At 73.2% G+C, this 24,993-nt stretch carries 30 protein-coding genes; 13 read left to right on the top strand and 17 right to left on the bottom strand.

The window, feature by feature from the left end; all coding sequences use genetic code 11:
- Positions 1-40: 40 nt before the first annotated feature.
- A complete protein-coding gene (locus tag ACFY0O_RS01870) occupies positions 41-1,480 on the bottom strand; it encodes a cryptochrome/photolyase family protein (protein WP_388941479.1) in 1,440 nt (479 codons plus the stop codon).
- Positions 1,481-1,843: 363 nt separating this feature from the next.
- Positions 1,844-1,966, bottom strand: coding sequence for a hypothetical protein (locus tag ACFY0O_RS01865; RefSeq protein WP_388941477.1), 123 nt, complete (start codon positions 1,964-1,966; stop codon positions 1,844-1,846).
- Between the two features lie 124 nt (positions 1,967-2,090).
- Here ACFY0O_RS01865 and ACFY0O_RS01860 point away from each other — a divergent pair, with 124 nt between their 5' ends.
- Positions 2,091-2,597: a GNAT family N-acetyltransferase gene (locus ACFY0O_RS01860; protein WP_388941475.1), complete on the top strand. Its 507-nt coding sequence runs from the start codon at positions 2,091-2,093 to the stop codon at positions 2,595-2,597.
- 12 nt (positions 2,598-2,609) lie between these two features.
- On the opposite strand, the gene ACFY0O_RS01855 is transcribed toward ACFY0O_RS01860, so the two are convergent.
- Complete coding sequence (locus ACFY0O_RS01855) at positions 2,610-2,804, bottom strand: DUF6381 family protein (protein WP_358894071.1); 195 nt, start codon at positions 2,802-2,804, stop codon at positions 2,610-2,612.
- A gap of 213 nt (positions 2,805-3,017) precedes the next feature.
- On the opposite strand from ACFY0O_RS01855, the gene ACFY0O_RS01850 reads away from it, so the two are divergent.
- A complete protein-coding gene (locus ACFY0O_RS01850) occupies positions 3,018-3,467 on the top strand; it encodes an SRPBCC family protein (RefSeq protein ID WP_388941472.1) in 450 nt (149 codons plus the stop codon).
- A gap of 85 nt (positions 3,468-3,552) precedes the next feature.
- Positions 3,553-4,152 (top strand): hypothetical protein, encoded by a 600-nt coding sequence (locus ACFY0O_RS01845; RefSeq protein ID WP_388941469.1) that lies wholly within the window; start codon positions 3,553-3,555, stop codon positions 4,150-4,152.
- Positions 4,153-4,249: 97 nt separating this feature from the next.
- Here ACFY0O_RS01845 and ACFY0O_RS01840 read toward each other — a convergent pair whose 3' ends face one another.
- The 5 genes from ACFY0O_RS01840 to ACFY0O_RS01820 form a co-directional block, all read right to left on the bottom strand.
- Positions 4,250-5,218, bottom strand: a complete 969-nt coding sequence (locus ACFY0O_RS01840) for an ABC transporter substrate-binding protein (RefSeq protein ID WP_388941466.1) — start codon at positions 5,216-5,218, stop codon at positions 4,250-4,252.
- A gap of 1 nt (position 5,219) precedes the next feature.
- On the bottom strand, positions 5,220-7,289 hold the full coding sequence (locus ACFY0O_RS01835; protein WP_388941462.1) for an ABC transporter permease subunit: 2,070 nt from the start codon (positions 7,287-7,289) through the stop codon (positions 5,220-5,222).
- 73 nt (positions 7,290-7,362) lie between these two features.
- Entirely contained in the window at positions 7,363-8,418 is a 1,056-nt protein-coding gene (locus ACFY0O_RS01830) for a glycine betaine/L-proline ABC transporter ATP-binding protein (RefSeq protein WP_388941459.1), read from the bottom strand.
- Positions 8,415-10,007 (bottom strand): GMC family oxidoreductase, encoded by a 1,593-nt coding sequence (locus ACFY0O_RS01825; RefSeq protein WP_388941457.1) that lies wholly within the window; start codon positions 10,005-10,007, stop codon positions 8,415-8,417. Before ACFY0O_RS01825 ends, ACFY0O_RS01830 begins: the two co-directional genes overlap by 4 nt.
- The gene (locus ACFY0O_RS01820; protein ID WP_388941454.1) at positions 10,004-11,539 is read right to left on the bottom strand and encodes an aldehyde dehydrogenase family protein; all 1,536 of its coding nucleotides are present in this window, start codon (positions 11,537-11,539) and stop codon (positions 10,004-10,006) included. The genes ACFY0O_RS01825 and ACFY0O_RS01820 overlap by 4 nt, the downstream gene beginning before the upstream one ends.
- Before the next feature lie 342 nt (positions 11,540-11,881).
- Here ACFY0O_RS01820 and ACFY0O_RS01815 point away from each other — a divergent pair, with 342 nt between their 5' ends.
- A complete protein-coding gene (locus tag ACFY0O_RS01815; protein ID WP_388941451.1) occupies positions 11,882-12,838 on the top strand; it encodes a protein kinase family protein in 957 nt (318 codons plus the stop codon).
- Positions 12,839-12,880: 42 nt separating this feature from the next.
- On the opposite strand, the gene ACFY0O_RS01810 is transcribed toward ACFY0O_RS01815, so the two are convergent.
- Positions 12,881-13,462 carry a TetR/AcrR family transcriptional regulator gene (locus ACFY0O_RS01810; RefSeq protein WP_388941448.1) on the bottom strand — a complete coding sequence of 194 codons (582 nt, stop codon included), beginning with the start codon at positions 13,460-13,462 and terminating at the stop codon, positions 12,881-12,883.
- A 116-nt stretch (positions 13,463-13,578) separates the two neighbouring features.
- Here ACFY0O_RS01810 and ACFY0O_RS01805 point away from each other — a divergent pair, with 116 nt between their 5' ends.
- Complete coding sequence (locus ACFY0O_RS01805; RefSeq protein ID WP_388942239.1) at positions 13,579-14,019, top strand: nuclear transport factor 2 family protein; 441 nt, start codon at positions 13,579-13,581, stop codon at positions 14,017-14,019.
- The gene (locus tag ACFY0O_RS01800; RefSeq protein ID WP_388941445.1) at positions 14,016-14,882 is read left to right on the top strand and encodes an NAD(P)H-binding protein; all 867 of its coding nucleotides are present in this window, start codon (positions 14,016-14,018) and stop codon (positions 14,880-14,882) included. The genes ACFY0O_RS01805 and ACFY0O_RS01800 overlap by 4 nt, the downstream gene beginning before the upstream one ends.
- A gap of 27 nt (positions 14,883-14,909) precedes the next feature.
- Here the strand turns inward: ACFY0O_RS01800 and ACFY0O_RS01795 are convergent, their stop codons facing one another.
- Positions 14,910-15,287 (bottom strand): BlaI/MecI/CopY family transcriptional regulator, encoded by a 378-nt coding sequence (locus ACFY0O_RS01795; RefSeq protein ID WP_388941442.1) that lies wholly within the window; start codon positions 15,285-15,287, stop codon positions 14,910-14,912.
- Between the two features lie 125 nt (positions 15,288-15,412).
- On the opposite strand from ACFY0O_RS01795, the gene ACFY0O_RS01790 reads away from it, so the two are divergent.
- Both ACFY0O_RS01790 and ACFY0O_RS01785 read left to right on the top strand, forming a co-directional pair.
- On the top strand, positions 15,413-16,096 hold the full coding sequence (locus tag ACFY0O_RS01790; protein WP_388941439.1) for a DedA family protein: 684 nt from the start codon (positions 15,413-15,415) through the stop codon (positions 16,094-16,096).
- On the top strand, positions 16,093-16,701 hold the full coding sequence (locus ACFY0O_RS01785) for a phosphatase PAP2 family protein (RefSeq protein ID WP_388941436.1): 609 nt from the start codon (positions 16,093-16,095) through the stop codon (positions 16,699-16,701). The genes ACFY0O_RS01790 and ACFY0O_RS01785 overlap by 4 nt, the downstream gene beginning before the upstream one ends.
- A gap of 61 nt (positions 16,702-16,762) precedes the next feature.
- Here ACFY0O_RS01785 and ACFY0O_RS01780 read toward each other — a convergent pair whose 3' ends face one another.
- Positions 16,763-17,113 (bottom strand): STAS domain-containing protein, encoded by a 351-nt coding sequence (locus ACFY0O_RS01780; protein WP_388941433.1) that lies wholly within the window; start codon positions 17,111-17,113, stop codon positions 16,763-16,765.
- Between the two features lie 209 nt (positions 17,114-17,322).
- Between ACFY0O_RS01780 and ACFY0O_RS01775 the strand changes: the two genes are divergently transcribed.
- A complete protein-coding gene (locus tag ACFY0O_RS01775) occupies positions 17,323-17,670 on the top strand; it encodes an STAS domain-containing protein (RefSeq protein WP_388941430.1) in 348 nt (115 codons plus the stop codon).
- An 89-nt stretch (positions 17,671-17,759) separates the two neighbouring features.
- Positions 17,760-18,215: a hypothetical protein gene (locus ACFY0O_RS01770; protein ID WP_388941428.1), complete on the top strand. Its 456-nt coding sequence runs from the start codon at positions 17,760-17,762 to the stop codon at positions 18,213-18,215.
- Positions 18,216-18,861: 646 nt separating this feature from the next.
- Here ACFY0O_RS01770 and ACFY0O_RS01765 read toward each other — a convergent pair.
- Complete coding sequence (locus ACFY0O_RS01765; protein WP_388941426.1) at positions 18,862-19,857, bottom strand: GlxA family transcriptional regulator; 996 nt, start codon at positions 19,855-19,857, stop codon at positions 18,862-18,864.
- 52 nt (positions 19,858-19,909) lie between these two features.
- On the opposite strand from ACFY0O_RS01765, the gene ACFY0O_RS01760 reads away from it, so the two are divergent.
- The gene (locus tag ACFY0O_RS01760) at positions 19,910-20,311 is read left to right on the top strand and encodes a cupin domain-containing protein (protein WP_388941423.1); all 402 of its coding nucleotides are present in this window, start codon (positions 19,910-19,912) and stop codon (positions 20,309-20,311) included.
- Positions 20,312-20,319: 8 nt separating this feature from the next.
- Here ACFY0O_RS01760 and ACFY0O_RS01755 read toward each other — a convergent pair whose 3' ends face one another.
- Positions 20,320-20,733 (bottom strand): cytidine deaminase, encoded by a 414-nt coding sequence (locus ACFY0O_RS01755; RefSeq protein ID WP_358894088.1) that lies wholly within the window; start codon positions 20,731-20,733, stop codon positions 20,320-20,322.
- Positions 20,734-20,906: 173 nt separating this feature from the next.
- Between ACFY0O_RS01755 and ACFY0O_RS01750 the strand changes: the two genes are divergently transcribed.
- Complete coding sequence (locus ACFY0O_RS01750; protein ID WP_388941421.1) at positions 20,907-21,284, top strand: hypothetical protein; 378 nt, start codon at positions 20,907-20,909, stop codon at positions 21,282-21,284.
- A 21-nt stretch (positions 21,285-21,305) separates the two neighbouring features.
- Here ACFY0O_RS01750 and ACFY0O_RS01745 read toward each other — a convergent pair whose 3' ends face one another.
- The 3 genes from ACFY0O_RS01745 to ACFY0O_RS01735 form a co-directional block, all read right to left on the bottom strand.
- A complete protein-coding gene (locus ACFY0O_RS01745) occupies positions 21,306-22,001 on the bottom strand; it encodes a DUF6766 family protein (RefSeq protein ID WP_388941420.1) in 696 nt (231 codons plus the stop codon).
- Positions 22,002-22,084: 83 nt separating this feature from the next.
- On the bottom strand, positions 22,085-22,492 hold the full coding sequence (locus tag ACFY0O_RS01740; RefSeq protein ID WP_388941417.1) for a hypothetical protein: 408 nt from the start codon (positions 22,490-22,492) through the stop codon (positions 22,085-22,087).
- 50 nt (positions 22,493-22,542) lie between these two features.
- Complete coding sequence (locus tag ACFY0O_RS01735; protein ID WP_388941415.1) at positions 22,543-23,019, bottom strand: hemerythrin domain-containing protein; 477 nt, start codon at positions 23,017-23,019, stop codon at positions 22,543-22,545.
- A gap of 320 nt (positions 23,020-23,339) precedes the next feature.
- On the opposite strand from ACFY0O_RS01735, the gene ACFY0O_RS01730 reads away from it, so the two are divergent.
- Entirely contained in the window at positions 23,340-23,912 is a 573-nt protein-coding gene (locus tag ACFY0O_RS01730) for a type 1 glutamine amidotransferase domain-containing protein (protein WP_388941413.1), read from the top strand.
- A 120-nt stretch (positions 23,913-24,032) separates the two neighbouring features.
- Here ACFY0O_RS01730 and ACFY0O_RS01725 read toward each other — a convergent pair whose 3' ends face one another.
- Positions 24,033-24,953, bottom strand: a complete 921-nt coding sequence (locus ACFY0O_RS01725) for a DNA/RNA non-specific endonuclease (RefSeq protein WP_388941411.1) — start codon at positions 24,951-24,953, stop codon at positions 24,033-24,035.
- Positions 24,954-24,993: the final 40 nt, after the last annotated feature.

Here is a 24,993-nt window from a genome sequence, read left to right as displayed (position 1 = left end):
GCGCCCGCACACCGCGTCCGTGGACGCGATGTGCCCAGGGTCACCGGGCGGGAGCGGCCGGGGCAACTCGCATCGTTTGCGCATCGAATGATCCCGGGGGCAGGAGGCCGCGGGCGTGCCGGAACCTCGCGAGGCCGTCCGGGAGGGCGATCAGCGGCTCCGGATAGCCGCAGGCGGCCCGGTCGAGACCGGTCAGACGCCAGGGCTCGTGGACCGCCGCGCCGTCGAGTCCGCCGACTCCGGCGAGTTCGGGGACCCAGCGCCGTACGTACGCCCCGTCCGGGTCGTAACGGCGGCCCTGCAGCACGGGGTTGAGGACCCGGTTGGGCCGGCTGTCCGTTCCGGTGCCGGCCACCCACTGCCAGTTCAGCTGGTTGTTGGCCACGTCCCCGTCCACCAGGAGGCTCAGGAAGTGGCGGGCGCCCTCACGCCAGTCGACGTAGAGGGTCTTGGTCAGGAACGAGGCCGCGACGAGCCTGCCCCGGTTGTGCATCCACCCCTCATGGGCGAGCTGGCGCATGGCGGCGTCGACCATCGGGTACCCCGTCCGGCCCTCCCGCCAGGCCGACAGGTCCGCCGCGGCCTCCCGCCCCCGCCGCCAGCGGTCGTCACGGGAGCGGTAGTCCTGCTCGGCGGTCTCCGGGCGGGCCGCGAGGACCTGCTGGTGGAAGTCCCGCCAGCACACCTGGCGGACGAACGCCGCGGCCCCCGCACCCCCGCCCCGGCTCGCCCGGAACACCACCTCGCCCGCCGACAGCGTCCCGAAGTGCAGATGGGCGGAGAGCCGGGAGGTTGCGTCCCCCGCGAGGTCGTCGTGCCGCTGCTCGTAGGCGTCGGCGTGGTGCGCCAGCCAGGACCGCAACCGCTCGCGGCCCTCCCGCTCGCCGCCGCGCGCCAGCCCCGGCGACACCCCGGACAGCCCCGACAGGCCGGGCAGCTCCTCGGACCTCAGCCCCGTGGGCACCCGCAGCCCCCGCGGTGCGGGCAGGGGGGTGCGCAGCGGCTGTGCCTGCCAGCGCCTGAAGTACGGGGTGAAGACGGCGAAGTGGTCCGATCCGTGCGGGGTGACGTCGCCGGGAGGCACGGCGGTGACCACGCCCTCGTGGACGTGCAGACGACACCCCTGCGCCTCCAGCGCGCGCCGCAGCCGCCCTTCGCGGGCCCGTGCGAAGGCCGTGTGCCCGGCCGCCATGTGCACCTCGTCGGCCTCCGCCTGGCGCACCACCCGGGACACCTCCTCGACCAGCCCGCCCGAACGCACGATCAGCCGGCCGCCCAGGCCGCGCAGCGCCCGGTCCAGGTCGCCGACGCAGTCGGCGAGGAAGGCCAGCCGGTTCGGCACCGCGAAGCCGGCCCGGTCCACGGCCCGGTCACGCACGAACAACGGCACGACCTCCCCGCCGCCCTCCAGGGCGGCCCGCATCGGAGGGTGGTCGTGCACACGCAGATCGGACGTGAACAGCACTACGGAGACGGTCATGGGGCCACTTCCAGGGGGTCCGGCGGATCGGGGCAGCACGTACGGAGCACGTACAGACCCTTCCGCCCGCCCCCCGCCGGCGGATGCACCTTCTGCCGGGAACCATGCCCAGGACGGCCGGCTCAGGTGTGCGCGGGACGCCTGTGTCTGCCGCCGGGACGTGCCGCCGCCGGATACCCGGGCGCCCTGCGCCGCGCAGCGGCATCCGACGCGGCGGGGGCGGGGGCGGGGGCAGGGGCGGAGGCAGGGGCCTGGCCGCTCCGTGCGGTCGGACCCAGCATGTACTCCTCGTACCGGCCGAGACCCAGCACGGCACACATCAGCAGAGGCGGCACGAGCAGGGCCAGGAACAGCATGGGAGGACTACCTGTCCCGGATGAGCGTCGCCACCAGGACGAGGACGGCGAAAGCCATCACCAGGAGGTGCATCCAGACGGGACCGGACTGGGCGGCCCACGCCCCGGGCACTGTCGTGTTCGGAGTCATGGGACGCGCATGCCCCCGTACCGGGCGGTGACACGGTGCGTCCGCCCCCCGCCCGACAACTCCTCCAGGCGGCCGCGGACTTCGCGCATGGCACACTCGGCCTGAAGAAGAAGGAGGAGCAAGGATGAAGATCGCGACAGACGACCTCTCCGGGCCCGAGATCGCCGGGTTCCTCGACGAGCACGTCCGGCAGATGCGGTCGATCTCGCCTCCGGAGAGCAAGCACGCCCTCGACCTCGACGCCCTCCGCGCACCCGAGATCACGTTCTGGACGGTGCGCGACCAGGACGTCCTGGTGGGCTGCGGCGCGCTCAAGAAGCTGGACGCCGAACACGCCGAGCTGAAGTCGATGCGCACCACGGCGACGCGCAAGCGGAGCGGGATCGCGTCCCTGCTGCTGGAGCACATCGTCACCGAGGCCACCCGCATGGGCTTCACCCGGCTGAGTCTGGAGACCGGCTCCGCCGAGTTCTTCCGGCCGGCGAGGAAGCTGTACGAGAAGTTCGGCTTCGTTCCCTGCGAGCCCTTCGCGGACTACCTGCCCGACACGAACAGCACCTTCATGACGCGAAGGCTTCGCCCGGCGGTGGCCGCCCCGGCCGGGGCTCCGGTTCCCCCGGCCGGCAGGTGAGCCGGGCCCGCCCTACATCGGATCCATGGTCCCGGCGCCCGGGCCGTTCTGCTCCTCGCTCTTGCTGCGGATGTGCAGGGCCTTGTCCAGCAGCCGCTGCCGTTCGGCGGGATCCGTCGCCCGCTGGGCCGCCTGCTCCAGTTCCTGGGCCTTGTCTCGCATCTCCCGGGCTCGCTCGCTCGGTCCGCTGTCGTTCCTGCTGCTCATGACCGCTCCTCGGTGCGGGGGAAGAACGTGGGCACCCCGACCCAATCAGCAACGGCCCGCGCCCGCCACCGCAGCCGGACCGAACGGGGGCGGGGCCCCGGGCGGGCGGGTGGTGTCGACGGGCGGGCACGGGGCAGGCGAGACGGCGGGGCAGGGTGCCCCGGCCGTCGTCCGACGCGGGCGATGGCCCGGAACGGGAAGGGGCTGGGTTTCATGTCGCAGGTCAAGGAGTCGATCGAGGTCGACGTGCCGGTGACCACGGCCTACAACCAGTGGACGCAGTTCGAGTCGTTTCCGGAGTTCATGGAGGGGGTGGAGCGGATCGAGCAGCGCGGCGACACCCTCACCCACTGGGTGACGAACGTAGCCGGCGTGCGGCGGGAGTTCGACGCGGAGATCATCGAGCAGATCCCCGACATGAAGGTCGCCTGGGTGACCGTGGGCGGCCAGAGCGAGCAGTCGGGTCTGGTGACGTTCAGGCCGATCGATCGGTCCCTCACCGAGGTGACGCTGGTGATGAACTTCGATCCGGAGGGGCTGGCGGAGAGCATCGGCGACAAGCTCGGCTTCGTCGACCGGCAGGTCAAGGGCGACCTGAAGCGGTTCAAGTACTTCATCGAGAACCGCGGCATGGAGACGGGCGCCTGGCGCGGCACCGTCTGACCGGGACGAGGCCGCGTTCGTCCAAGCCGGCCGGCCCTCCGGACTGGTTTGCCGCGAACATGATCACTGGGCCTAGAGTGAGCTCGTGCGCATCAAGACGATCATCACCACTCTCACGGCCGTCTCGGCTCTCCTCACCCTCACCACAGCCTGCGGAGGGGACGGGAGCCAGGCCGACGCCCTCGGCGGGGACCCGTTCGCGGCCAACGGGAAGGCCCCCGAGAACGGCACGGCGTTCCAGAAGCTCCCCAAGGCCGGGAGCATGGCCGCCGCCGCCCGCCTCGTCAACGGCTACACCAAGTGCGACCAGGTCAGCACCTCGCCCGGGGAGGACGGACCGAGCGAGGACGCCAAGCTTGGCCCGGCCTATACCGTCACCGAGACCGGATACTGCGGCCGGCGCAACGGCACCACCATCGTCATGTACAAGGACCCCAAGGCCTTCCAGACGGCCTTCAAGGCCGAGATGGAGAAGAACGGCGGCGGGAACCCCAACAGCGGCATCGTCGTCGGCCGGGACTTCGCCGTGGGATCCCGGAGCGCGGACGCCATGGCCGCCCTGCTCCAGCCGCAGGCCGGGCTGCTCATGCTCAACTGCCACGCGGGCTTCAACCCCCCGAGCGGCTTCCGGAAGGAACCGGCCCTGATCAAGGGCTGCGTCCTCACGGACTACTACAAGGACTGAGGCCCGGCGGGCCCGGGCGGGCAGCCCCCGCCCGGCCCGGGCCGCCCCGGCACCCCGGGGCGGCCCGGGCACGACAGTGCCGCGCGTCGTCAGGGCGTCAGGCGGGCAGCCAGGCCTGCCACGTGGCGCGGTTCTCCTTCACCCAGCGGGCCGCCGCCTCCTGCGGGGGCAGTTTCTCCTCCGCGATCATCAGCGCGACCTCGTTCTGCATGTCCTTCGTCCAGTGGAACCTCTTCAGGAAGGCCGCCGCGTCACCGCCGTCCTTCGCGAAGCGGGCGTTGAAGAACTTCTGCAGCGGCGTGTGCGGGTACGCGCAGGCCACCTTCTCCGGGTCGGCGTCGCAGCCCTTCTCGTGGTCGGGCAGCTTCACCTCCGTCATGGGCACCTTCTCGAACAGCCACTGCGGCTCGTACCAGTAGGTCAGGAAGGGCTTCCGCTCCTTGGCGAACTGCTTGATCTGCGTGATCTGGGCCGCCTCGGAGCCCGCGAAGACCACCTGGAAGTCCAGCCCCAGGTTCTTCACCAGCGCCTTGTCGTTCGTGACGTACGACGGGGAGCCGTCCAGCAGCTGCCCCTTGCCGCCGCTCTCGGCCGTCCGGAACCCGTCCGCGTACTTGCCGAGGTTCTTCCAGTCCGTGACGTCGGGATGCTGCTGCGCGAAGTACGTCGGCACGAACCAGCCGATGTGGCCGGTGACCCCCAGGTCGCCGCCGCGGGCGATGGTGCCCTTCCCGTCGACGTAGCGCGCCTCCTGCTCCGGGTGCCCCCAGTCCTCCAGGATGGCGTCCACCCGCCCCTGGCTGAGCGCGTCCCAGGCGGGCACCTCGTCGATCTGCACGGTGTCCACGCGGTAGCCGAGCTCGTGCTCCAGCAGGTACCGGGCGACGGCGACGTTCGCCGTCGCGCCCACCCAGGACTGCACGGACAGGGTCACCGTCCGCGATCCCGCGGCGTCCGCGTACGGGGAGGACTGGCGGGTCATGTCGGCGGCGCCGCAGCCGGTGAGACCGGCCCCGGCGGTCAGGGCCGCGGCGGCGGCCAGGGCGGTGATACGGGCGCGGGTCATCTCAGGCCCCCTTTCCGGAGCGGGTGCGGCGTTGTGTCGGCTGGGTGGTCCGGTCGAGCACCAGCCCCAGGCAGACGATCGCGGCACCGGCCACGAGACCGGTCGCCAGGTCGCCCTGGGCGAGCCCGAACACGGCGTCGTAGCCGAGCGCCCCGCCGCCCACCAGGCCGCCGATGACGACCACGGCGAGGACCAGGACCACGCCCTGGTTGACGGCGAGCAGCAGCGCCGGCCGGGCCAGCGGCAGCTGGACCTGGAGCAGCTGCTGGCGCGAGGTCGCCCCCAGGGACCGCGCGGACTCCATCGCGCCCGGGTCGACCGCCCGCAGCCCCTGCGCGGTGATCCGCACCACCGCCGGCAGCGCGTACACCACGGCCGCGGCGACGGCCGGGGCGCGGCCCACGCCGAACAGCGCGACCACCGGGATCAGGTAGACGAACTGCGGCATCGTCTGGAACACGTCGAGGACGGGCCGCAGCACACGCTCCAGCCGGGCGCTGCGCGCGGCGGCCGCGCCGAGGGCGATGCCGAGCAGCAGGGTCACGGCGACCGCGGCCAGCACCTGGGAGAGGGTGTCGAGGGCGGGCCCCCACACGCCGAGGACGCCGATCGCGGCCATCGCGAGGACCGCGGTGGCGGCGGTCCGCCAGGTGCCGATGAGCAGGGCGAGGGCGCCGACCGCCAGCAGGACCGACCACCAGGGCAGCCACTGGAGGCCGGAGCGCAGCGGGTTGAGGACCCCGGTGGTGAAGTGCCCGGCCCAGTCTGCGGTGCCGCCGACGACGGGCACGCCGGAGTAGAGGTGGGCGGTCATCCAGTCCACGGCCCGGTTCACGGGGCCGGCGGTGTCCACCGTCCAGGCCTGCGGCCAGCCGAGCCGCCCGGTGAGGTGACCGGCCACGGCCACTACGGCCACCCCGGCGACGGAGGCGGCCGACGCCAGGGCCGCGGCGCGGCCGGGTCCGGCCGGGCGGCCCGGCGCCGAGCCGAGCCGGGCGCCCGCGGCGGCCGTGACCCGGTCCAGGACCACCGCGAGCAGCACGATCGGCACGCCCGCGGCGAGCGCCGCGCCGACGTCCACCGAGGCCAGCGCCTGGTAGACGCGGTCGCCGAGACCGCCCGCGCCGATCACGGAGGCGATCACGGCCATGCCGAGCGCCATCATGATCGACTGGTTGACGCCGAGCAGGAGTTCCTTGCGGGCCAGCGGCAGCCGGGCCGTCAGCAGCCGCTGCCGGCCGGTCGCACCGAGAGAGGCGGCGGCCTCCATCACCCCGGCGTCCGCGCCGCGCAGCCCGAGCGCGGTGAGGCGGGCCATCGGCGGCGCCGCGTAGACCACGGTCGCCAGGACGGCGGCCGGCACGCCGATGCCGAAGACCAGCACCACCGGCAGCAGGTAGGCGAAGGCGGGCAGCACCTGCATCGTGTCGAGAACGGGACGCAGCACGCGGTCCATCCGGTCCGACAGGCCGGCCGCCAGCCCGAGGAGCACGCCGAGCAGGACGGACGCCAGCACCGCCACGACCATCAGGGCCAGGGTCTGCATGGTGGGCACCCACATGCCGAGCAGCCCGCACACGGCGAACGCGGCGACGGAGACCAGCGCGAGGCGCACCCCCGCGAGCCGCCAGGCCACCAGTCCGGCGGCGGCGGTCACCCCGGCCCAGCCGAGGGCGAGCAGCAGCAGGTACACGGCGCGCACGGAGACGACCACGGCGTTGCTGACGTGCCCGAGGAAGTACAGGAAGAACGGGTGGCTGTCGCGGTGGTCGATGATCCAGTCGCCGACGCGGTCCAGCGGCCCGGACAGGTCCGCGACCAGCCCGGCGGGCCAGCTTCCGCCGCCGAGCAGGACGGCGCCCAGGACGAGCAGCAGCGCGGCGCCCGTACCGATCAGCCGGCCGCGGTGGTCGCGCAACCGGCTCCGCAGTCCGCCGGAGCCCCTCCTCGGACCGCCGCCGGTCGCGGGGGCGGGGGAGGCGGGGGTGACGGCACCGGCAGCCGTCTTCTCCGGCGCGGCCGCGGGTCCGGCGGGGGTGGGGGCGGAGGTGGGGGTGGTCGTGGCGCTCATCGGCCGCACCGCCCCCGGCCGGCGGTGGTGTGCGGGCCGGCGCACGGCGGCGGCCAGGTGGTATGCGGATACATCAGGCCACCGCCCTTCCGGCCGCGGCGGGTACCCCGGCGACCACGCCCAGCAGCACCGACTGGTCGACCACCCCCAGGCACCGCCCGTTCTCGACGACGCGCGCGTTCTCCCCGGAGCGGGCGACCGCCTCGATGGCCTCGTGGACGGTCGCGGTCGGCGCCAGCGCCGGCCCGGCCCCGGCCTCCTCGCCCCGCGCCGGGCGCATCGCCGAACGCACGGTCAGCACCTGCTCGCGCGGCACGTCCCGGACGAAGTCGCGGACGTAGTCGTCGGCGGGGGAGCCGACGATCTCCTCGGGCGTCCCCAGTTGGACGACGCGGCCGTCGCGCATCAGCGCGATCCGATCACCGAGCCGCAGCGCCTCACCGAGATCGTGGGTGATGAAGACCATGGTGCGGCCCTCCTCACGGTGCAGCCGGACGACCTCCTCCTGCATGTCCCGCCGGATCAGCGGGTCGAGCGCGCTGAACGGCTCGTCGAACAGCAGCACTTCGGGGTCCACCGCCAGCGCGCGGGCCAGCCCCACGCGCTGCTGCTGCCCGCCGGACAGCTGTCCGGGCCGGCGCCGCTCCATACCGTCCAGACCGACCTTCGCCACGAACTCGGCCGCGCGCTCCCGCCGTTCGCCACGCCCCACGCCCTGGATCTCCAGGCCGTAGGCGACGTTGTCGAGGACGGTGCGGTGCGGCAGCAGCCCGAAGTGCTGGAACACCATCGCCGCCCGGTGCCGGCGCAGTTCGCGCAGCCGGGCCGGGTCCATGGCCAACACGTCCTCGCCGTCGATGGCGAGGGTGCCCGAGGTCGGCTCGATGAGCCGGGTCAGGCAGCGGACCAGCGTCGACTTGCCGGATCCGGACAGGCCCATCACCACGAACACCTCGCCCTTGCGGACGTCGAAGGAGACGTCGCGGACGGCTGCCGTGCAGCCGGTCCGCTCGCGCAGCGCGGCGGCGTCCAGCGAAGCCAGTTCCGGATCGGCGGGAACGCGTTCCGCCTTCGGTCCGAAGACCTTCCACAGGTTCCGGACGGAGAAGACGGAGTCGGACTGGTTCATCGGGCGGTACCTCCCAGCAGTTCGGCGCATTTCTCCCCGACCATCAGCACCCCGATCATCGGGTTGACGGCGGTCATGGTCGGGAAGACGGACGCGTCGGCGATCCGGATGCCGGACAGTCCGCGGATCCTCAGATCAGGCGTCACGACGGCGAGTTCGTCGTCCTCCCGGCCCATCCGGCAGGTCCCGGCCGGGTGGTACACGGTGTGCGCGACGTGCCGGGCGTACGCGCTGAGCTCCTCGTCGGAGGTGACCTCCGGGCCGGGGCACACCTCGCGCCCCAGCCATCCGGCCAGCGGCTCGGTCGCCGCGATCCGCCGGGCGATCTTGATGCCGTCGACCAGGGTCCGGCCGTCGTAGTCGTCCTCGTCGGTGAAGTAGCGGAAATCCAGGGCCGGTTTGACCTCGGGGTCGGCGCTCGTCAGGTAGAGCCGGCCGCGGCTGCGCGGCTTGGGGATGTTCGGGGTCATCGACACGCCGTGCGCGGGGCGTTCGTAGCCCAGCCGTTCCGGGTTGTCGGTGAACGGCACCTGGTAGAAGTGGAACATCAGGTCCGGCCCCTGGGCCGCCGGGTCCCGGCGGACGAACAGCCCGGCGTCCGAGTCCATGGCCGAGTTCTCCGGTATCGGACCGTTCGTCTCCCACACGATGACCGACTCCGGGTGGTCGAGGAGGTTCTCACCCACCCCCGGCAGGTCGTGCACGACCGGGATGCCGAGCTTCTCCAGGTCCGCGCGCGGTCCGATGCCCGAGTGCAGCAGCAGCCGCGGCGAGTCCACGGCGCCCGCGCACACCAGCACCTCGCGGCGGGCCCGCACCACGTGCTCGACGCCGTCCGCGGTGCGCACGTGCACCCCGGTGGCCCGCCTCCCCTCCAGCTCCAGCCGGAACGCCCAGGTCTCCAGGGCGATGTGCAGGTTCGGCCGGTCCAGGAAGGGGTGCAGATAGGCGACCGACGCCGAGGACCGCTTGTTGTCCTCCGGGTGGTAGGCCAGGTCGAAGAAGCCGACGCCCTCGTGGAAGGGGGCCTTGTTGAACCCCTCGACCCGGGGGACGCCGAGCGCGCCCTGGGCCGCCTCCACGAAGTCCCGGGCGATGGCGTTGCGGTCGTCCTCGTGGACCGGGACGATGTTGTTGCGCAGCCGGTCGAAGTACGGGTCCATGGACGCCGCGTCCCAACCCTCGGCCCCCGCCTCGGCCCACTCGTCCCAGTCGGAGGGCAGCGGCTTGAACGAGATCAGCGTGTTGTGCGAGGAACAGCCGCCGAGCACCCGTGCCCGGCTGTGCCGGATGTGGGAGTTGCCGCGCGGCTGCTCTGTCGTGGGGTAGTCGTAGTCCAGCTCGCCGCCGAGCAGGCCCATCCACCGGCGCAGGGTGAGGACGTCCTCACGGCCCACGTCGCTGGGTCCGCCCTCGATGACGGCCACGCTCACCGAGGGGTCCTCGGTCAGCCGGGAGGCGATCACCGAACCGGCGGTCCCGCCGCCGACGACGACGTAGTCGTACACCTGCCGCCCGCCGTCCCCGGGGCCCCCGTCGCGGCGGTCCTGCCCGTCGTGCTGGCCGTACTGCTCGTGCCGGTGGTTCATGCCCGTTCCTTCTGCTGTTCGTTCCGTGCGCCGCCGTCGTCCTGGCCGCCGGCGAACCAGCGGACCGGGCGCGGAGAGAGGTTGCGGTAGACGTGCTTGGCCTCGCGGTACTCGGCCAGACCGGTCGGGCCCAGCTCGCGGCCGATCCCGGACTTGCCGAAGCCGCCCCACTCGGCCTGCGGGAGGTACGGGTGGAAGTCGTTGATCCACACGGTGCCGTGCCGCAGCAGCGCGGCCACCCGGTCGGCGCGGGCCGCGTCGGCCGTCCACACCGCGCCGGCCAGGCCGTACTCGGTGTCGTTGCCGAGGGCGACGGCCTCCTCCTCGGTACGGAAGGTCTCCACGGTGAGCACCGGCCCGAAGACCTCCTCGCGCACCACGCGCATCCCGCGGTGGCACCGGTCGAGCACGGTGGGCCGGTAGAAGAAGCCGGGACCCGGCGGCCGGGCCCCGCCGGCGCGGAGCACCGCGCCCTCGGCGAGCGCGGAGGCCACGTACTCCTCGGTCCGCTCCCGCTGCGCGGCGGAGACCATCGGCCCGCACTCCACACCCGGGTCGGTGCCGCGGCCCAGCCGGATCAGCTCGGCCCGCCGGGCCAGTTCGGTGACGAACCGGTCGTGCAGCGGTTCCTCGACGATGAGGCGGGAGCCGGCCGAGCAGACCTGGCCGCTGTGGATGAACGCGGCGTTCAGGGCCTGGTCCACGGCGGTGTCGAAGCCCTCGGGCGTGGTGCAGGCGTCCGCGAAGACGATGTTCGGGTTCTTGCCGCCCAGTTCGAGCGCGACCTTCTTGACGCTGTCGGCCGCCGCCCGCGCGACCCGGGTGCCGCTGACGAGTCCGCCGGTGAACGAGACCAGGTCGACGCCCGGGTGCTCGGCCAGCCGCGCGCCCACGGTGGGGCCGGGCCCGGTGACGATGTTGGCGGCGCCGAGCGGCAGCCCGGCCTCCAGCAGCAACTCCACCAGGGCGACCGTGCTCAGCGGGGTGATCTCGCTGGGCTTGACGACGAAGGTGTTGCCCGCCGCCAGGGCCGGTGCGATCTTCCAGCTGGCCTGCAGGAGCGGGTAGTTCCACGGCGTGATCAGCGCGCAGACGCCCACCGGCTCGTGGACGACGACGCTGCGCACGTCCGGCGAACCGGCGTCGACGACGCGCTCCGCGCTCTCCTCCTCCACCAGGCCGGCGAAGTACCGGAAGGCGTCGCGGACGCAGTCGACGTCGGTGCGCCCCTCCTCCAGCGTCTTGCCCGCGTCCCGGCTCTCCAGGGCGGCGAGCCGCTCGCGGTCGCGTTCGAGGAGAGCGGCGACCCGGCGCAGCACGGCGGCGCGCTCGGCGACCGGCGTACGGGGCCAGGAGCCCGCGTCGAAGGCGGCCCGGGCGGCGGCCACCGCGTCGTCGGTGTCCCGGACCCCGCCCTCCGCGACGACCGCGAAGGCGGTGGCGTCGACGGGGTCGATGATCTGGCGGGTGTCGCCGGAGAGCGCTGCTCGCCACTCGCCGCCCACGTGGATGGTCTGTTGTGCTGCGGTCACGTCGGGTATTGCCTTTCGTTCCTTCAGGCCCTCCGCTGGTCACGCGGGGAACCGGGGCGACCTGCCGGCCGCCCGAAGGCCCGGCTGCCCCGGGCGCCGGGATGCATGTGGAAAGCACTCCACAGAGTGATCCACTTCACGGGTGATATCTACGCAGAACCAGACATTTAGGGCGAACATCATCCTGCTTTCGGCCACGGAACGCAGCGGCCCGCGCCCGCGCCCGAACCGCCCCGCCCCGTCGGCCTTCGCGTACAGTGCGCAGGCAGGGGGCGGCGGGCCCGGAGTGCACGGCGGAGACGGGGGCGGCGTCCGATGGGGTTGGCTGCGATACGTCCGGAAATGCCGGAAAGTACGCGCCTGGCCGCCTACGGCGCGCTCTCCACCTCCCTCGCCCTGCGAAGCGACCGCCGGCTGGCCGAGTCCCTCGACGCCGCCGTGCCCCTCGGCTCCGGCGTCGGCGGGAGGTCCGCGCTACTGGAGGTCGACGGGAAGCCCGTCTTCGTGATGCGGGTGCCGCTCACGGACCTGGAACGGCTGCCGGAGCACGCGCGCTCGACGGCCAACCTGTTCGGGCTTCCCGCCTACTGTCAATACGGCGTCGGCGGGCCCGGCTTCGGGGCGTGGCGGGAGCTCGCCGTCCACGCCATGACGACCAACTGGGTGCTCACGGGGCAACACCAGGGGTTCCCGATGATGTACCACTGGCGCGTGCTGCCGGACACGGCCGTGCTTCCCGAGGAACTCGCGGACGTGGAGCGGGCCGTGGCCTATTGGGGAGGCAGGCCGGAGGTGGGTCGTCGCATCGAGGCCCTCGGGCGGTCCTCGGCGGCCCTGGTGCTGTTCCTGGAGTACATCCCCCGGACGCTCGACGAGTGGCTCACCGAACGGCTGCGGGCCGGGGAGGAGTCCGCCGACCGGGCTTGCTCCCTGGTGGAAGCCGAGTTGGAGGCCGGTACGTCCTTCATGAACGCGCGCGGACTGCTGCACTTCGACGCCCACTTCCACAACATCCTCTACGACCGCTGCTACACGCGCAGCTGGCTGGTGAACCGGCTGATCACGAAGGTCTACGGATACGGGCGCGAGGAACGCGAGGCGCTCATCCGCGCCTGCGCGGCGGGGGAGGCCCCGCCGGAGGGGCCGGGAGGGGTCAGGGCGATCCTCTCCCGCCACGCACCGCTCGCCGTGGTGATGACGGACTTCTACGGCAGGATCCAGGACGAGAGCAGGCAGACCCCGTACCCGCTGGAGGAACTCCTCCGGGCCCTCCGGGCGGACGCCCCGCACCGCGGCTGAGCGGAGCCTCGGCTCGCTCCGGTGCGCGCGTCGGGCGCCGCCTCAGTGAGCGGTGAGGAACCTGGCGGCGTAATCGGCCAGTTGGGCGCGGAGGCGCTCGCGCGGTACCCCGTCCGGGCCGGCCAGGTGCTCGACGAGGTCAGCCCGGGTGGCGGCGAGGAGGGCGTGCGCGGTGAAGCCGGCGTCGTCCGGGACCGGGCCCTGTTCCAGCGCGGACCGGAGCACGCCGTGCCACCAGCCGTAGTGGGCGGTCCCGTAAGGGCTGGTGCCCCCGTTCTCCTCCAGGGCCAGCGCCAGGCGGCGGTTGTCGAGCTTGAAGCAGAGCAGGGCGTCGAGCAGGGCGGGCACCCGCTCCTGCGGCGGCGCGCCGGGCCCGAGCGGCGGCGGGCCCGTCTCCACCGCCTCCCGGACCGGTTCCATCCGGGCCTCGTACAGCGCGCGGAGCAGGCCGGCGCGGTCGCCGAAGGCGCGGAAGAGGGTGCCCTTGCCGACCCCGGCCGCCGCCGCGACGTCGGCCATCGTGAGGTCCTCGGGGGACTCGGAGCGCCCGAAGAGGTCATCGGCGGCTTCCAGGAGGGCCTGTCGGTTACGGGCCGCGTCCTTGCGGGGCTTGCGCTCGGTCACGCCGTTCCTTCCCATCGCGCGGATTGAAAAACGGACCCCGGGTCCGTATCGTTCCTCAAAGCGGACCTGAGGTCCGCTTTCCTGAGGAGAGGATACCCCCACCCGTGCCCGCACCCATGTCCGTACCCGCGTCCCCGCCCGTGCCCGTCTCCCCGGCGGATCTCTACCGCCACGGCCTGCGACTCCTGCTCGACAAGGACGTCTCGGGCTGGGTCGGCCTGTGGGCCCAAGGCGGGGTGATGGAGTTCCCGTTCGCGCCCCCGGGCTGGCCCCGGCGGCTGGAGGGGCGCGCGGCCGTCGCCGCGTACATGCGCCCGTACCCCGAACGCATCGACCTGCACGACTTCCCCGAGGCCGACCTCCGCATCCACGAGACCGCCGACCCGCGCACGATCGTGGCCGAGATGCGCGGCGTCGGCCGGTTCGCGGGGTCCGGCCGCCCCTTCGACATGGCGTACATCGCCGTGGTCACCGTCGAGGAGGGGAAGTTCACCGCCTACCGCGACTACTGGAACCCGCTCGCCGCCCTCGACGCCGACGCGGAGGGCGTCCGATGACGCGGAACGGCCACACCCCCCTCCCCGGCACCACGCTGGTCATCGGTGCCACCGGCACCACCGGCAGCCGCCTCTGCGCCGAGCTGGCGGCGGCCGGTCAAGCGGTCAGGGCGGCCGGCCGCCGGGCCACCCCCGTGGCGGGCGCCGAACCGGTCGCCTTCGACTGGTACGACGCCGCCGGCCACGCCGCCGCCCTCGACGGCGTCGGGCGCGTGTACGTCGTCCCGCCCGTGGGCGACCCCGACCCCGCGGCCGTCGTCCTGCCCTTCCTGCGCCGGGCCCGCGCCGCCGGAGTGCGGCGCGCGGTGCTGCTGAGCGCCTCTTCCATCGAGGAGGGCGGTCCGGCCGTGGGGCAGGTCCACGCGGCGCTGCCGGGCGTCTTCGACGAGTGGGCGGTGCTCCGGCCGTCCTGGTTCATGCAGAACTTCACCGGCGGCCATCTGCACGCGCAGGGCATCCGCACCGACGGGGTCATCCACACCGCCACCGGCACCGGCCGCGTCGGATTCGTCGACGCCGGGGACATCGCCGCCGTGGCCGTCCGTGCCCTGACCGACCGGCACGCCCCCAACACCGACCTCGTGCTCACCGGACCCGAGGCCCTCGGCTACGACGACGTCGCCAACATCGTCGCGGAGGTCACCGGGCGGCCGGTGGTCCATCGTCCGCTGCCCCCCGAACGGCTACGTGCCCGGCTGGCGGCGCTGATGCCGGAGGAGTTCGCCGCGATGCTCACCGCCATGGACGAGGCCATCGCCGCCGGCGCCGAGGACCGGGTCACCGACACCGTCCGGGCCGTCACGGGGCGCCCCGCGCGCGACTTCCGCTCCGTCATGGAACGGGAAAGGGGCCACGGCGGCTGAAACCCGTCCGCTCGGGGTGGGGGTGGATCAGGGGGTGTCCGCTCCGCCGTCGAGCAGGCTGCGGAGCAGGCGTTCGTCCTCGTCGCTGAGCTGGGAGACGAAGCGGCTCAGCACGGCCTGGCGGTCCTCGTCCTTGGCCAGCTCCGCGTGCATCCGCCGGGCGGTGAGCCCGGAGGAGTCCTCGGTGGGCACGTAGGCGAACCCGCGGCCCGACCGCCTCCGGGTCACGGCGCCCTTCTCGTGCAGGCGGGACAGGATCGTGGTCACCGTCGTCCGGGCGAGGGACGCGCCGAGCGTCTCCTGCACCTGGGCCGGCGTCAGCGGGCCGTGCGCCGCCCAGAGCGCCGCCAGCACATCGGCCTCCAGCTCACCGGCCGGGCGCCGCTCGCCGCTCTTGTCGCTCATGGGGTGCACTTCTCCACACGCTCTATCGTCTACAGTGCTGTAGACCGTCTACGGATCTGTAGTCGCAAGGCCGGAAGGGTGTCGCCCCGAGCCCTTGCCCCCTCACTCTATGGGAGCTGTTCGACATGGCCCTGACCATTCTCGCCGCAGCACCCCAGGTGCTCGGTCCGCAGGCCCTGAACCCGCTGGACGCCGGTTCGCTCCTGTCGGCCTTCGGCACGCTCGGTGTCGCGGCCGTCCTCTTCGCCGAGACGGGCCTGCTCGTCGGCTTCTTCCTGCCGGGCGACTCCCTCCTCTTCACCGCCGGCCTGCTCTGCGTCCCCGGCAGCCACGGACCGGTCCACCTCTCGCTCCCGCAGGTCCTGTGCGCGGCCGTGGCCGGCGCCCTGATCGGGGCCCAGACCGGCTACCTCCTCGGCCGGCGCGGCGGCCGCGCCCTGCTGGCCCGCAGCCGCAGCCGCAAACTCCACGAGGGCGCCGCCCGGGCCGAGGAGCTCCTCGGCCGCTACGGCCATGCCAAGGCCATCGTCCTGGCCCGCTTCGTCCCCATCGTGCGCACCGTCCTGAACCCGATGGCCGGGGCCCTGGGCGTCCCCGCCCGCACCTTCGCGCTGTGGCAGGTCGCCGGCGGGCTCGTGTGGACCGTGGGGCTGGTCCTGGCCGGCTACGCGCTCGGTGCCTCCGTGCCCGACGTCGACCGCTACCTCCTGCCGATCGTCGCGCTCGTCGTCCTCGTCTCCCTCACGCCGCTCGCCGTGGAACTGCTCCGCCGGCGCGGCCCCCGCACCTCGAACGGAGGCTCGCGTTGAGCCCGCTCGCCCTGGACGGCCCCGCCGTCGACGGGAGTCTGTACACCTGGATCACCGGCCTCGCCCGGCGGGCCCCCGCCTGGCTCGACGGCCCGCTCGGCGACTGGTCCGGCTACGGCCTCGCCCTCTTCGCCCTGCTGATGACGGCCGCCTGGTGGCGGGCCCGGGCCGCCGCCGATCCGGCGCGGACCGCCATGGCGCTGGCGGCGCCCCTCGTCGTGGTGGTGGCCTTCCTCGCCGACACCGCCGTCAAGTCGGTCTTCCGGGAACAGCGGCCCTGCCGGACGCTCCACACCGTCACGCTGGAGGCCTGCCCGCCGCCGGGGGACTGGTCGTTCCCCAGCAACCACGCCGCCATCGCCGCCGCGACCGCCGCCGCCCTGTGGATGACGGATCGGCGGCTCGCGGCCATCGCCGTGCCGGCCGCCCTGCTGATGGCCTTCTCCCGGGTCTGGGTGGGCGCGCACTACCCCCACGACGTCGTGCTCGGCCTGGCCGTCGGGGCGGTGATCGGCGGCCTGCTGACCCGCCGGGCCCGGCGGGCGGCCCCCCTCGTGCGACGGCTGGACGGCACCGCCCTGCGGCTGCTGGTCACCTCCCGGTGAGGACCCCCGGCCCGCCGCTCGGCACCGCGGCGGGCGGCTGAGCGGCCCCTGGCGCCGGGGGTCAGTTCGGGGGTGCGGGGGAGAGGCCGAAGAGGTCCGTGGCTCCGGTCTGTTCCAGCAGCCGGATCATCTGGTGGCTGGGTGCGGCGAGCACGAGGAGGTGCCCCTGGGCCCGCGCCTGCCGACGGGCCGTGAGCAGGGCGTTGAGGCCCACGGAGTCACAGAAGGACGAGTCGCGCAGGTCGATGAGGATGTCGGAGCCGTCGGCCGCCTCCACCACCGCCGCGCGGAGCACCGTGTCGAGCTGCTCGGCGTGGTCGTAGTCCATCTCGCCGCTGATGCGGACGACGTGCGGACCCGGACTTGAGACGTCTCGCGCCGCCGTGCGGGTGCGGTCCTCGTCGCTGATCATGACGCACCTCCAGTAGCAGGCGCCTACCCAGCCCCCGGGACGGAACCCCCCTGCGGGGCCCCCTCCGTTCTCCGCCCCGAGGGGCCCGGTTTCGTTTCCGGGACCGTCCGGGCGGACCGCTTCGTTCTGAGGGCAGAGCGGAGCAGACCGGTACGGACACAGTGGTACCAGGGCCGCTGTCCGCGGCGATGCCGGAAGGGGGACCGCTCTTGGTCACGGGTCTGAGCGCGAGCCGCGGCCCGGCGCGAGTGGGTACGTACATGCTCGTCCTGGCCGGCCATGCCGACCTGGACACCGAGTCGGCCCTCACCCGCGCCCTGGGCGAGGCCTTCGCCGACCTGCCCGCACCGGAGGCCGTGGTGGTCGACTGCGCGGGCGTGGGCTTCTGCTCGTCCTCCGGCCTGAACGCCCTCCTCGGCGCCCGCCGCCGAGCGATCGCAGCGGGCATCGCCTTCCGCCTGGCGGCCCCCTCCTCCCAGGTCACGCGACTGTTGCAGATCACCGGCACCGACACGGTCTTCACCGTCACTCCCGACGCCCCGCCCGCCTCCGCCTGACCCGGCGTCCCGACCAGAATCGGCAGCCCATGCATCCGAACGTACGTTCACGTCAGCTCTTCCCTCGCCCTGCCCCACCCGCGCCCGGCATGTACGCGCAGGTCGCGCTGCTCGCCGCCGAGGCGGAAGCGCTGATCCGCGACGGGACGTGGATGCCGGGGCCGGAGGCGGCGGAGGTGGCCCGCCGGACCGCCGCAGGTCTGGCGGAGGCCGTCGGCCCGGGCGACGGGCGGCAAGAGCTGCCGGCCATCGAACGCCTGGAGCACCTCCGTGAGGCCCTGGCCGTCCTCGCCCTGGGCACCGCCCGCATCCACGGGCAGCTGGCCTGGTTCCTCGCCCGGGCCAGCACCGCCCTCGCCCCGGTCCTGCAATGGCGCACGCTCACCGCCGACCAGCGCACCTCCTTCGGCACCGTCGTCCCCACGCCGGCGGAACTCCTCGACGCCGAGCGGGCCGTCCGCCACGTACGCATAGCCCTGGCCCGCGCCGGCGGCACCTTCACCCCGGCGCCCGCCCCGCACCAGGAGCCGGACGCCGCCCCCTGACCCGCCCGCCGCGCAGGCCCGGGCGTACAGCCAGGGACTCCGAGCCGACCTGTATCCCTCTACGTCCGCCCGATGGCCCTCAGCGCCTCCCGCCTGACCCGGAGGAGTTCCTCGGTGCGCCGATCGAGCCCAGGACCCGGACGGTCCGCCGCACCAGCGGGGTCGCCGAATGCCGGGCCAACGGTGCCGGCTCCGGCAGCAAGGCCTCCACGGCCGCTGTCGCGTCGCCGGTGATCCGCCACCAGGCCTCGGCCGCGCCGACCCGGCTCCACCGGCCGGGGCACGTCAGCAAGGGCCGTACCGCAGCAAGGGCCGTACCGCATCGGCATGCTGCGCGGCCTGCGGGCCGAGGTCGGGCCAGATAACGCAGCACCGGCTGCCCGGCGCCCGCCCGGCCGGCCGCCCCGCACACCCGCGCAGGACCCAGGCCGCGCCGGTCCGCACGCCCGCCGCCCGGTGCGTGATCAGTGGCAGCACGTGCCGCCTCCAGCCGAGTCGGTCCTCCAACCGCAGCCACCACTTCTGGGGTTGCCCGGCCGTCACCAGTCCGCTCAGCAGGCCGGGCAACTCCGCCCTGCCTGCCGGCACCCCTTCCAGCACGTACCAGGCCACCGGCCCGGCCCCCCGTTCGCCCGTGCCGGAGGTCCTAGACGGACCCCCCGGCCCCGAACCGACGCCGGTACGCCGACGGCGTGATGCCGGTCTCGCGGCGCATCAGCAGGCGCAGATTGGCGGCGGTCCCCACCCCGCTGCGCCGCGCGACCACCTCGAACCGGGACTCCCCCCGTTCGATCAACCGGCATGCCAGCGCCAGCCGTTCCCCCGTGAGCCACGACAAGGGCGTTGTGCCCAGCTGCGCTTGGAAGCGGCGGTGCAGCGTCGCCGTGCTGACCGCCGCGCGTGCCGCCAGGTCGGAGACGGTGAGCGGCGAGTCCAGCCGTTCCTGGGCCCACGCCAGGACAGGCGCCAGGGACTCGTCCGGCAGATCGGGCACGGGACGCTCCACGAACTGCCGCTGCCCGCCGTCCCGGTGCGCGGCGAAGACCAGGCGCCGGCTCACGGAGTTGGCGATCTCCGCGCCGTGGTCGCGGCGCACCACGTGCAGACCGAGATCGAGGGCGGCCGCGCTCCCCGCCGCGGTGAGGATGTCACCGTCGTCCACGAACAGCACGTCCGATTCGAGCCGGACGGAGGGGAAGCGGGCCCGGAAGGAATCCGCCCACTGCCAGTGCGCGGTGGCCCGCCGCCCGTCCAGGACTCCGGCCTCGGCCAGGGTGAAGGCGCCGCTGCAGAAGCCGACGAGGCGGGCCCCCCGGGAGTGCGCCCTGCGGACGGCCTCGAGTACGGCGGGACGGCGCGGCACTTCGGTGTCCGGGCGGTTGGGGACGATCAGGGTGTCCGCCGAGTCGGCCGCTTCGAGACCGGCGACTCCCGTGAGCGTGAAGAATCCGTCCCGCATCAGGGTGCGGGGCTCGGGGGAGCAGAGCCTGAAGTCGTAGAGGTCCCGGCCTGTCTCGGGCCTGCGCAGACCGAAGACCTCGGTCGCGCAGCCGAGCTCGAAGGGGTTCGAGTTCTCGTCCACGATCACGACGACCCGGTGTAGGTCCGCCGCGCGAGGTGCGTGCGAGGATTCTTTCGGCATGTGCAATTCCTAGCACTCACCGCCGTCACGCGAAACGGCTCAGGATGAGCCCATGAACAGCGACAACGAACCCATCGCCCTGAGCGACGCCCTCGCCTCGTTCGACGCCCTGTGGAGCCCCCGCGTCGTCACGCGCGTCAACGACTACGACGTCCGCATCGCCAAGGTCGAGGGCGAACACCTCTGGCACGCCCACGACGACACCGACGAGTTCTTCCTGGTACTCGACGGCGAACTGCACATCTGCCTCCGCGAGCCCGACGGGGAGCGCACGGTCCGGCTTCCGCGGGGAGCGGTCTTCACCGTCCCCCGTGGCACCGAGCACAAGCCGTACGCTCCGTCCGGCGCCGCGATCCTCATGTTCGAACCCACGGGGACCCCGACCGTGGGCGACCGCCACGACGAGATCCCGGACCACGTCGACTCGACGACCGGCCACGCACTCGACATCTGACGACGCGGCTACTCGGCGTCGAGCTGGTGGTCGGCCCAGACGTAGCTTTCCGGCAGCAGGTCGGCGACGGGGACGGTTCGGATGCGGTCGCCTGCGCCGACGATGACCCTGAGGGTCGGGAAGTAGTCGAGGAGGACCTGGCGGCACCGGCCGCACGGGGGAACGACCCCTCGGTCGCGGTCGCCCACCGCGACGATCGTGCTCAGCTCGTAGGCGCCCTGCGCTGCCGCCGTGCCGATGAGGACCAGCTCGGCGCAGGGCCCTCCCGTGAAGTGGTAGGCGTTCACCGCGGTGACGATCCGACCGTCCTGGGTGCGGGCCGCGGCTGCCATGGTGTGATTGTCGCCCCGACAGCGGGTGCGAGCGACGTCCGCGGCCGCCTGGATGAGCTCGTGGTCGACGGGAGGGGTCTGCGTGGTCATCGTCTCTGCCTTCGTCAGGTGTCACGCGATCTTGACCCGCGTGACGGGGGACCACAAGCGGATATCGGCAGCGTGCGTGTCGGCAACCGCTCCCCCTTTCCCCGGTTGGGCGGCTCCCCAGGGGGCAGGCGCGAGGACCGAGGCTTCCACGTCGATCCGAGGAGGGCGACCTGATGAGCACAGGCCCGAAGTCACACGTTCCGCACGGTGAGGGGCCCGGCCGGCACGAAGGCACCGAGCAGCACGGCTGGTCGCCGGACGTCGACTCCACCCGTACGCAGGACAACCCCAGCGCCCGGCGCTCCTTCGACACACCGCCGGGGAAGTCCCCGCGCCGGACGAGGAAGGCACCCTCCGACGGCGCCGACGAGGTGGTACCCGTGGAGAGCACCTCACGCAGCGGCGAGGACCTCGCCAAGGACGGATCCTCCAAGGGCCACCACGACCTGGGGCCCCGCGGCCGCTCCCAGCGCCCCAGCGGCGGCAAGACCGACGAGGCCTACACCGGCGTGGACACCGGGAAGGGCACCGGGAAGCTGCGCAAGGGATGACGCCCGCGCTCCCGCGACGCCCTAGCCTTCGACGCCGGTGGCGTGGTGCGGAGCGCCGACGGGCTTGGATTCGGGGGATCCGCGCTGGCGGAGGTAGACCGAGAGGATGGCCATGGCGGCCACCGCGAGGAGCTCGGACTGCCAGTTCTGCAGGGTCCGGCTCCAGAAGTCGGCCGACGCCAGGTAGGCGGCCCAGCTGACCGGATCGGACAGCTCCCGCAGCTGCTCGGCGTTGTAGGCCGCCGTGCCGGCGATGGACTGCGCGAGCCAGGACAGCAGGAACAGCAGGGCCATCACGATGCCGAGCGAGCGCGAGTACAGCGTCTGACGCCAGCCCCCCGCCCCGGCCCACGCCGGGGAATCGCCGCGGGCGTGCTCGCCCATTCGCTGCTTCTCCTCGCTCTCGGGCCCGGCCTCGTCCAGCTTCTTCGACTCGGGGGAGCCGCGCTGGAGCAGCCAGACGGTGCCGAAGATGTAAAGGAAGAACTGTAGGAACTCCGACTGCCAGTTCTCCGTCACGTCGACGGCGAAGTCGGACGAGGTCAGGTATTCGGGGAAGGTGACCTGCTGCAGCCCGGCGGTGGCGAGCTGCTCGTTGAACTCGGCCCGGCCCGCGATGGCCTGGCAGGCCAGGACGATCAGGAAGGCCGCGCCGAAGGCCAGGGTGAGGCTGTTGTCCCGCCAGAAGCCGCGCGGCCGGCTCGGTCGTGTGGTCATCGTTGCAGCAGCCCGATCGTGGTGAAGTAGCCCAGCCCGACGAGGATGACCGCCAGGACCGTGACGAACAGTCCGCGCACGCCTCAGCCCCCCTTGACCCGGCAGTCGTAGGGCAGCTCGGGCCGCGCCGTGCAGCCGGCGGCGGTGACCTTCCACCCCCGGTCGAACTGGGACAGGAACAGCGTGTCCCCGCCGACGCGCACCATCGCCTGCCGCCCGTACACCTGCGCCGTCCCGCCAGAGGCCTCACCGGCGGCGGCCGGCAGCCGCTCCTTCGCCAGGGCGCGGGCGCATTCCTCCCCGGCGGCCAGCTCCTGGCGGGTCTGCGGTGCCAGCAGCGCGCAGGCCTGCCCGAAGCGCAGGGTGCCCAGGGCGCTCTCGAACGCACGCGCGGCGGACACCGCGTCGTCCGCGCGCGGCCCCGGCGCCCCGCACCCACCCAGGCCCACGACGGCCGCCACGGCCAGGAGCGCGGCCCCCGCCCCGCTCACCCGGCGGCCCCGTGTCCGGCGGCCCGTGCCCCGGGGTGCCGGCACGATGATCATCCGGAGGCCGCGCTGGGTACCTTCAGCGGATCCCGCGGCGCCTGCCCCTTGGCCTCCTCCAGCTGCAGGCCGAGGTCGACGAGGCGGTTACGGCCCATGGCCTTGCGGACGTCGGGGAACCAGTCCTGCTCCTCCTCCTCGACGTGATGGCGCACCTGCTCCATCAGCACGGTCATCTTGGCCTTGAACCGCTCGTCGGCGGCGTCCATGGACTTGAGCTCGGACAGCATCCACACCACCGCGTGGTGCTCCTCGATGCTCTCCAGGACATGGTCCTTGGTGTCGGGAGCGGCCTCGCGGGCGGCCGGGTAGAAGTACTGCTCCTCGATCCAGGCGTGAACCGTGAGCTCCTCGATCACCTCGTCGGCGATCCGGCGCCGCTCGGTGGTGTCCTCGTCGTCGGTCTTCTCGAACCGCTTGAAGAGCTTCTCGACGGTCTTGTGGTCTTCGCGCAGCAGCACGATGGCGTCCAACAGCGTCTCCTCCCGCCTGGGCGGCACCGGCCGCCGTCGTCGGATCTCCGCTGCCGAGCCTTCCCCGCCCACAGGACCTCTCCCGGCCGCGTCGGTGATCTCACCCGTCCGAGGGCGGATCACGACGCCATTCGCAGGCCCGGGTGGAGGCGGCGCGGGCCGACCCGCGCCGCTACGAGGAGGCCGAGCGGCGCCCGGGAGCGGGCCGCGTGCGGCGAGGAACCGCGCCGGAGTCACCATGGCCGGCGCCGGGGTGGGTAGGCGGCAGGAAGGGCGCCCGGTGGCCGGGCGCCGTCTCCCACGGCTGAAGGAGGCCGGTCATGAGCAGTGCGCTTCTGGCGGACAAGAAGGTCGCCATCCTCGCCGCGAGCGGGGTCGAGCAGGACGAGTTGGTGCAGCCCCGTGACGCGGTCCGGGCCGCCGGCGCCCGTACGGTCCTCGTGTCCGTCGACGGCGGGGTCCAGGACGGGAAGGTGCAGGCGATGCGCTCCGACATCGAGCCCGCCGACCTCTTCACCGTCGAGGCCATGGTCGGCGACGTGTCGGTCGACGACTTCGACGCCCTGATCCTGCCCGGCGGCGCCGTCAATCCCGACAAGCTCCGCCAGGACGAGAAGGCCGTGGCGTTCGTGCACGACTTCGTCGCGTCGGGCAAGCCGGTCGCCGCGATCTGCCACGCCCCGTGGACCCTGATCGAAGCAGACGTCGTCCGCGGCAGGACCCTGACTTCCTGGCCCAGCCTGCGCACCGACCTCCGCAACGCGGGGGCCACGGTCGTCGACCAGGAGGTCGTCAGCGACAACGGGCTGGTCACCAGCCGCAGCCCGGACGACCTCCCGGCGTTCTGCAACAAGATCATCGAGGAGATGGCCGCAGGACCGCACCGGTCCTGACCGCCCCCCGCCCGGCGCCCCCGGCCGGGCGGCCACCGGACGCCACGCGCGGTGGTCACCCGGTCGCGCGGTGTCTCGCACCGGACCAGGCTGATCCGTCCGACGGTGTGGCCGGCCGGGTCAGCTCCAGTCGATTCCCTCCAGGCTCTCCAGGGGCCTGCGCAGCCCCAGCGACCGGGGCACCACGAAGGTGTCCGCGTCGGTCATCACCGTGGGGAAGCGGACGTGGGCCTGCTTCTCGACCTCGTCGACCTTGACCTGGAAGACACGGAACTCGTCCAGGTCGAGGGACTCGGGCAGGACCAGGCTCTGCGCCAGCAGGAACGCCTTGGCCTTGAGCGTGCCCTGTTCGGAGAAGACGATGATCTTCCAGAACGCGCGCGGTATCCGCACGCCGCGGAACTCGCGGTCGTCGTCCTGGAAGACCGGCCCGCCGAAGACGCTCACCTTGAGGTCCTCCACGTCCACGTCCGCGAAGACCGCGTCCTCCAGCCTGCCCCAGAGGCCGTCGCGCTTGCTCTGGTTGAAGTCGTCCATCTGCGGAGTGATGTTGGTGTAGAAGAACGAATCGTGGTTGGCCTTCTCGGCCTCGGGCAGCGGGCCCCAGCAGAGGTCGGCACGGCGGGCTATGTGGCCGCGGTCGAGCCGGTTGTCGGCGCCCTGGTAGAGCGTGTTGTCGACCTGGTCCTCGGCCGGCAGGCGCGGGTCCGTGACGAAGTCGATCCCCTTGCGGGTGAGGGCCTTGAGGGCGCCGCCGTCGATGTTCCACGCCACCCAGATCGCGAAGCGCCGCGGCTTGCTCAGCGCCAGGGAGAAGTGGGTGTACGGGATCACCTCGGAGCCGTCGAGCCGTACGGCGCTGTCCTGGATGGCGGGGCCGAGCGACGGGGTGGGTACCGGCACGGTGAGGAACCCGGGGTCGTACCCGGTGCTCGGGGATTGCGGGGAGGCGGGGGCCGGCGGGTCCAGGCCGACGCCGATCGAGGGGATGCCGGGGTCCTGGAGGGAGCCGGATCCGTGGGCGCGGGTCTTGGCGGTCATCGGGGTCTCCTTCCGTAAAGGAGTCGGGTCCCCGAGTTGG

Source organism: Streptomyces sp. NPDC001594 (assembly GCF_042893675.1).
Classification (GTDB): Bacteria; Actinomycetota; Actinomycetes; order Streptomycetales; family Streptomycetaceae; genus Streptomyces.
Note: the sequence above shows the minus strand (reverse complement) of the source record. Positions and strands in the feature narration are given on the sequence as shown.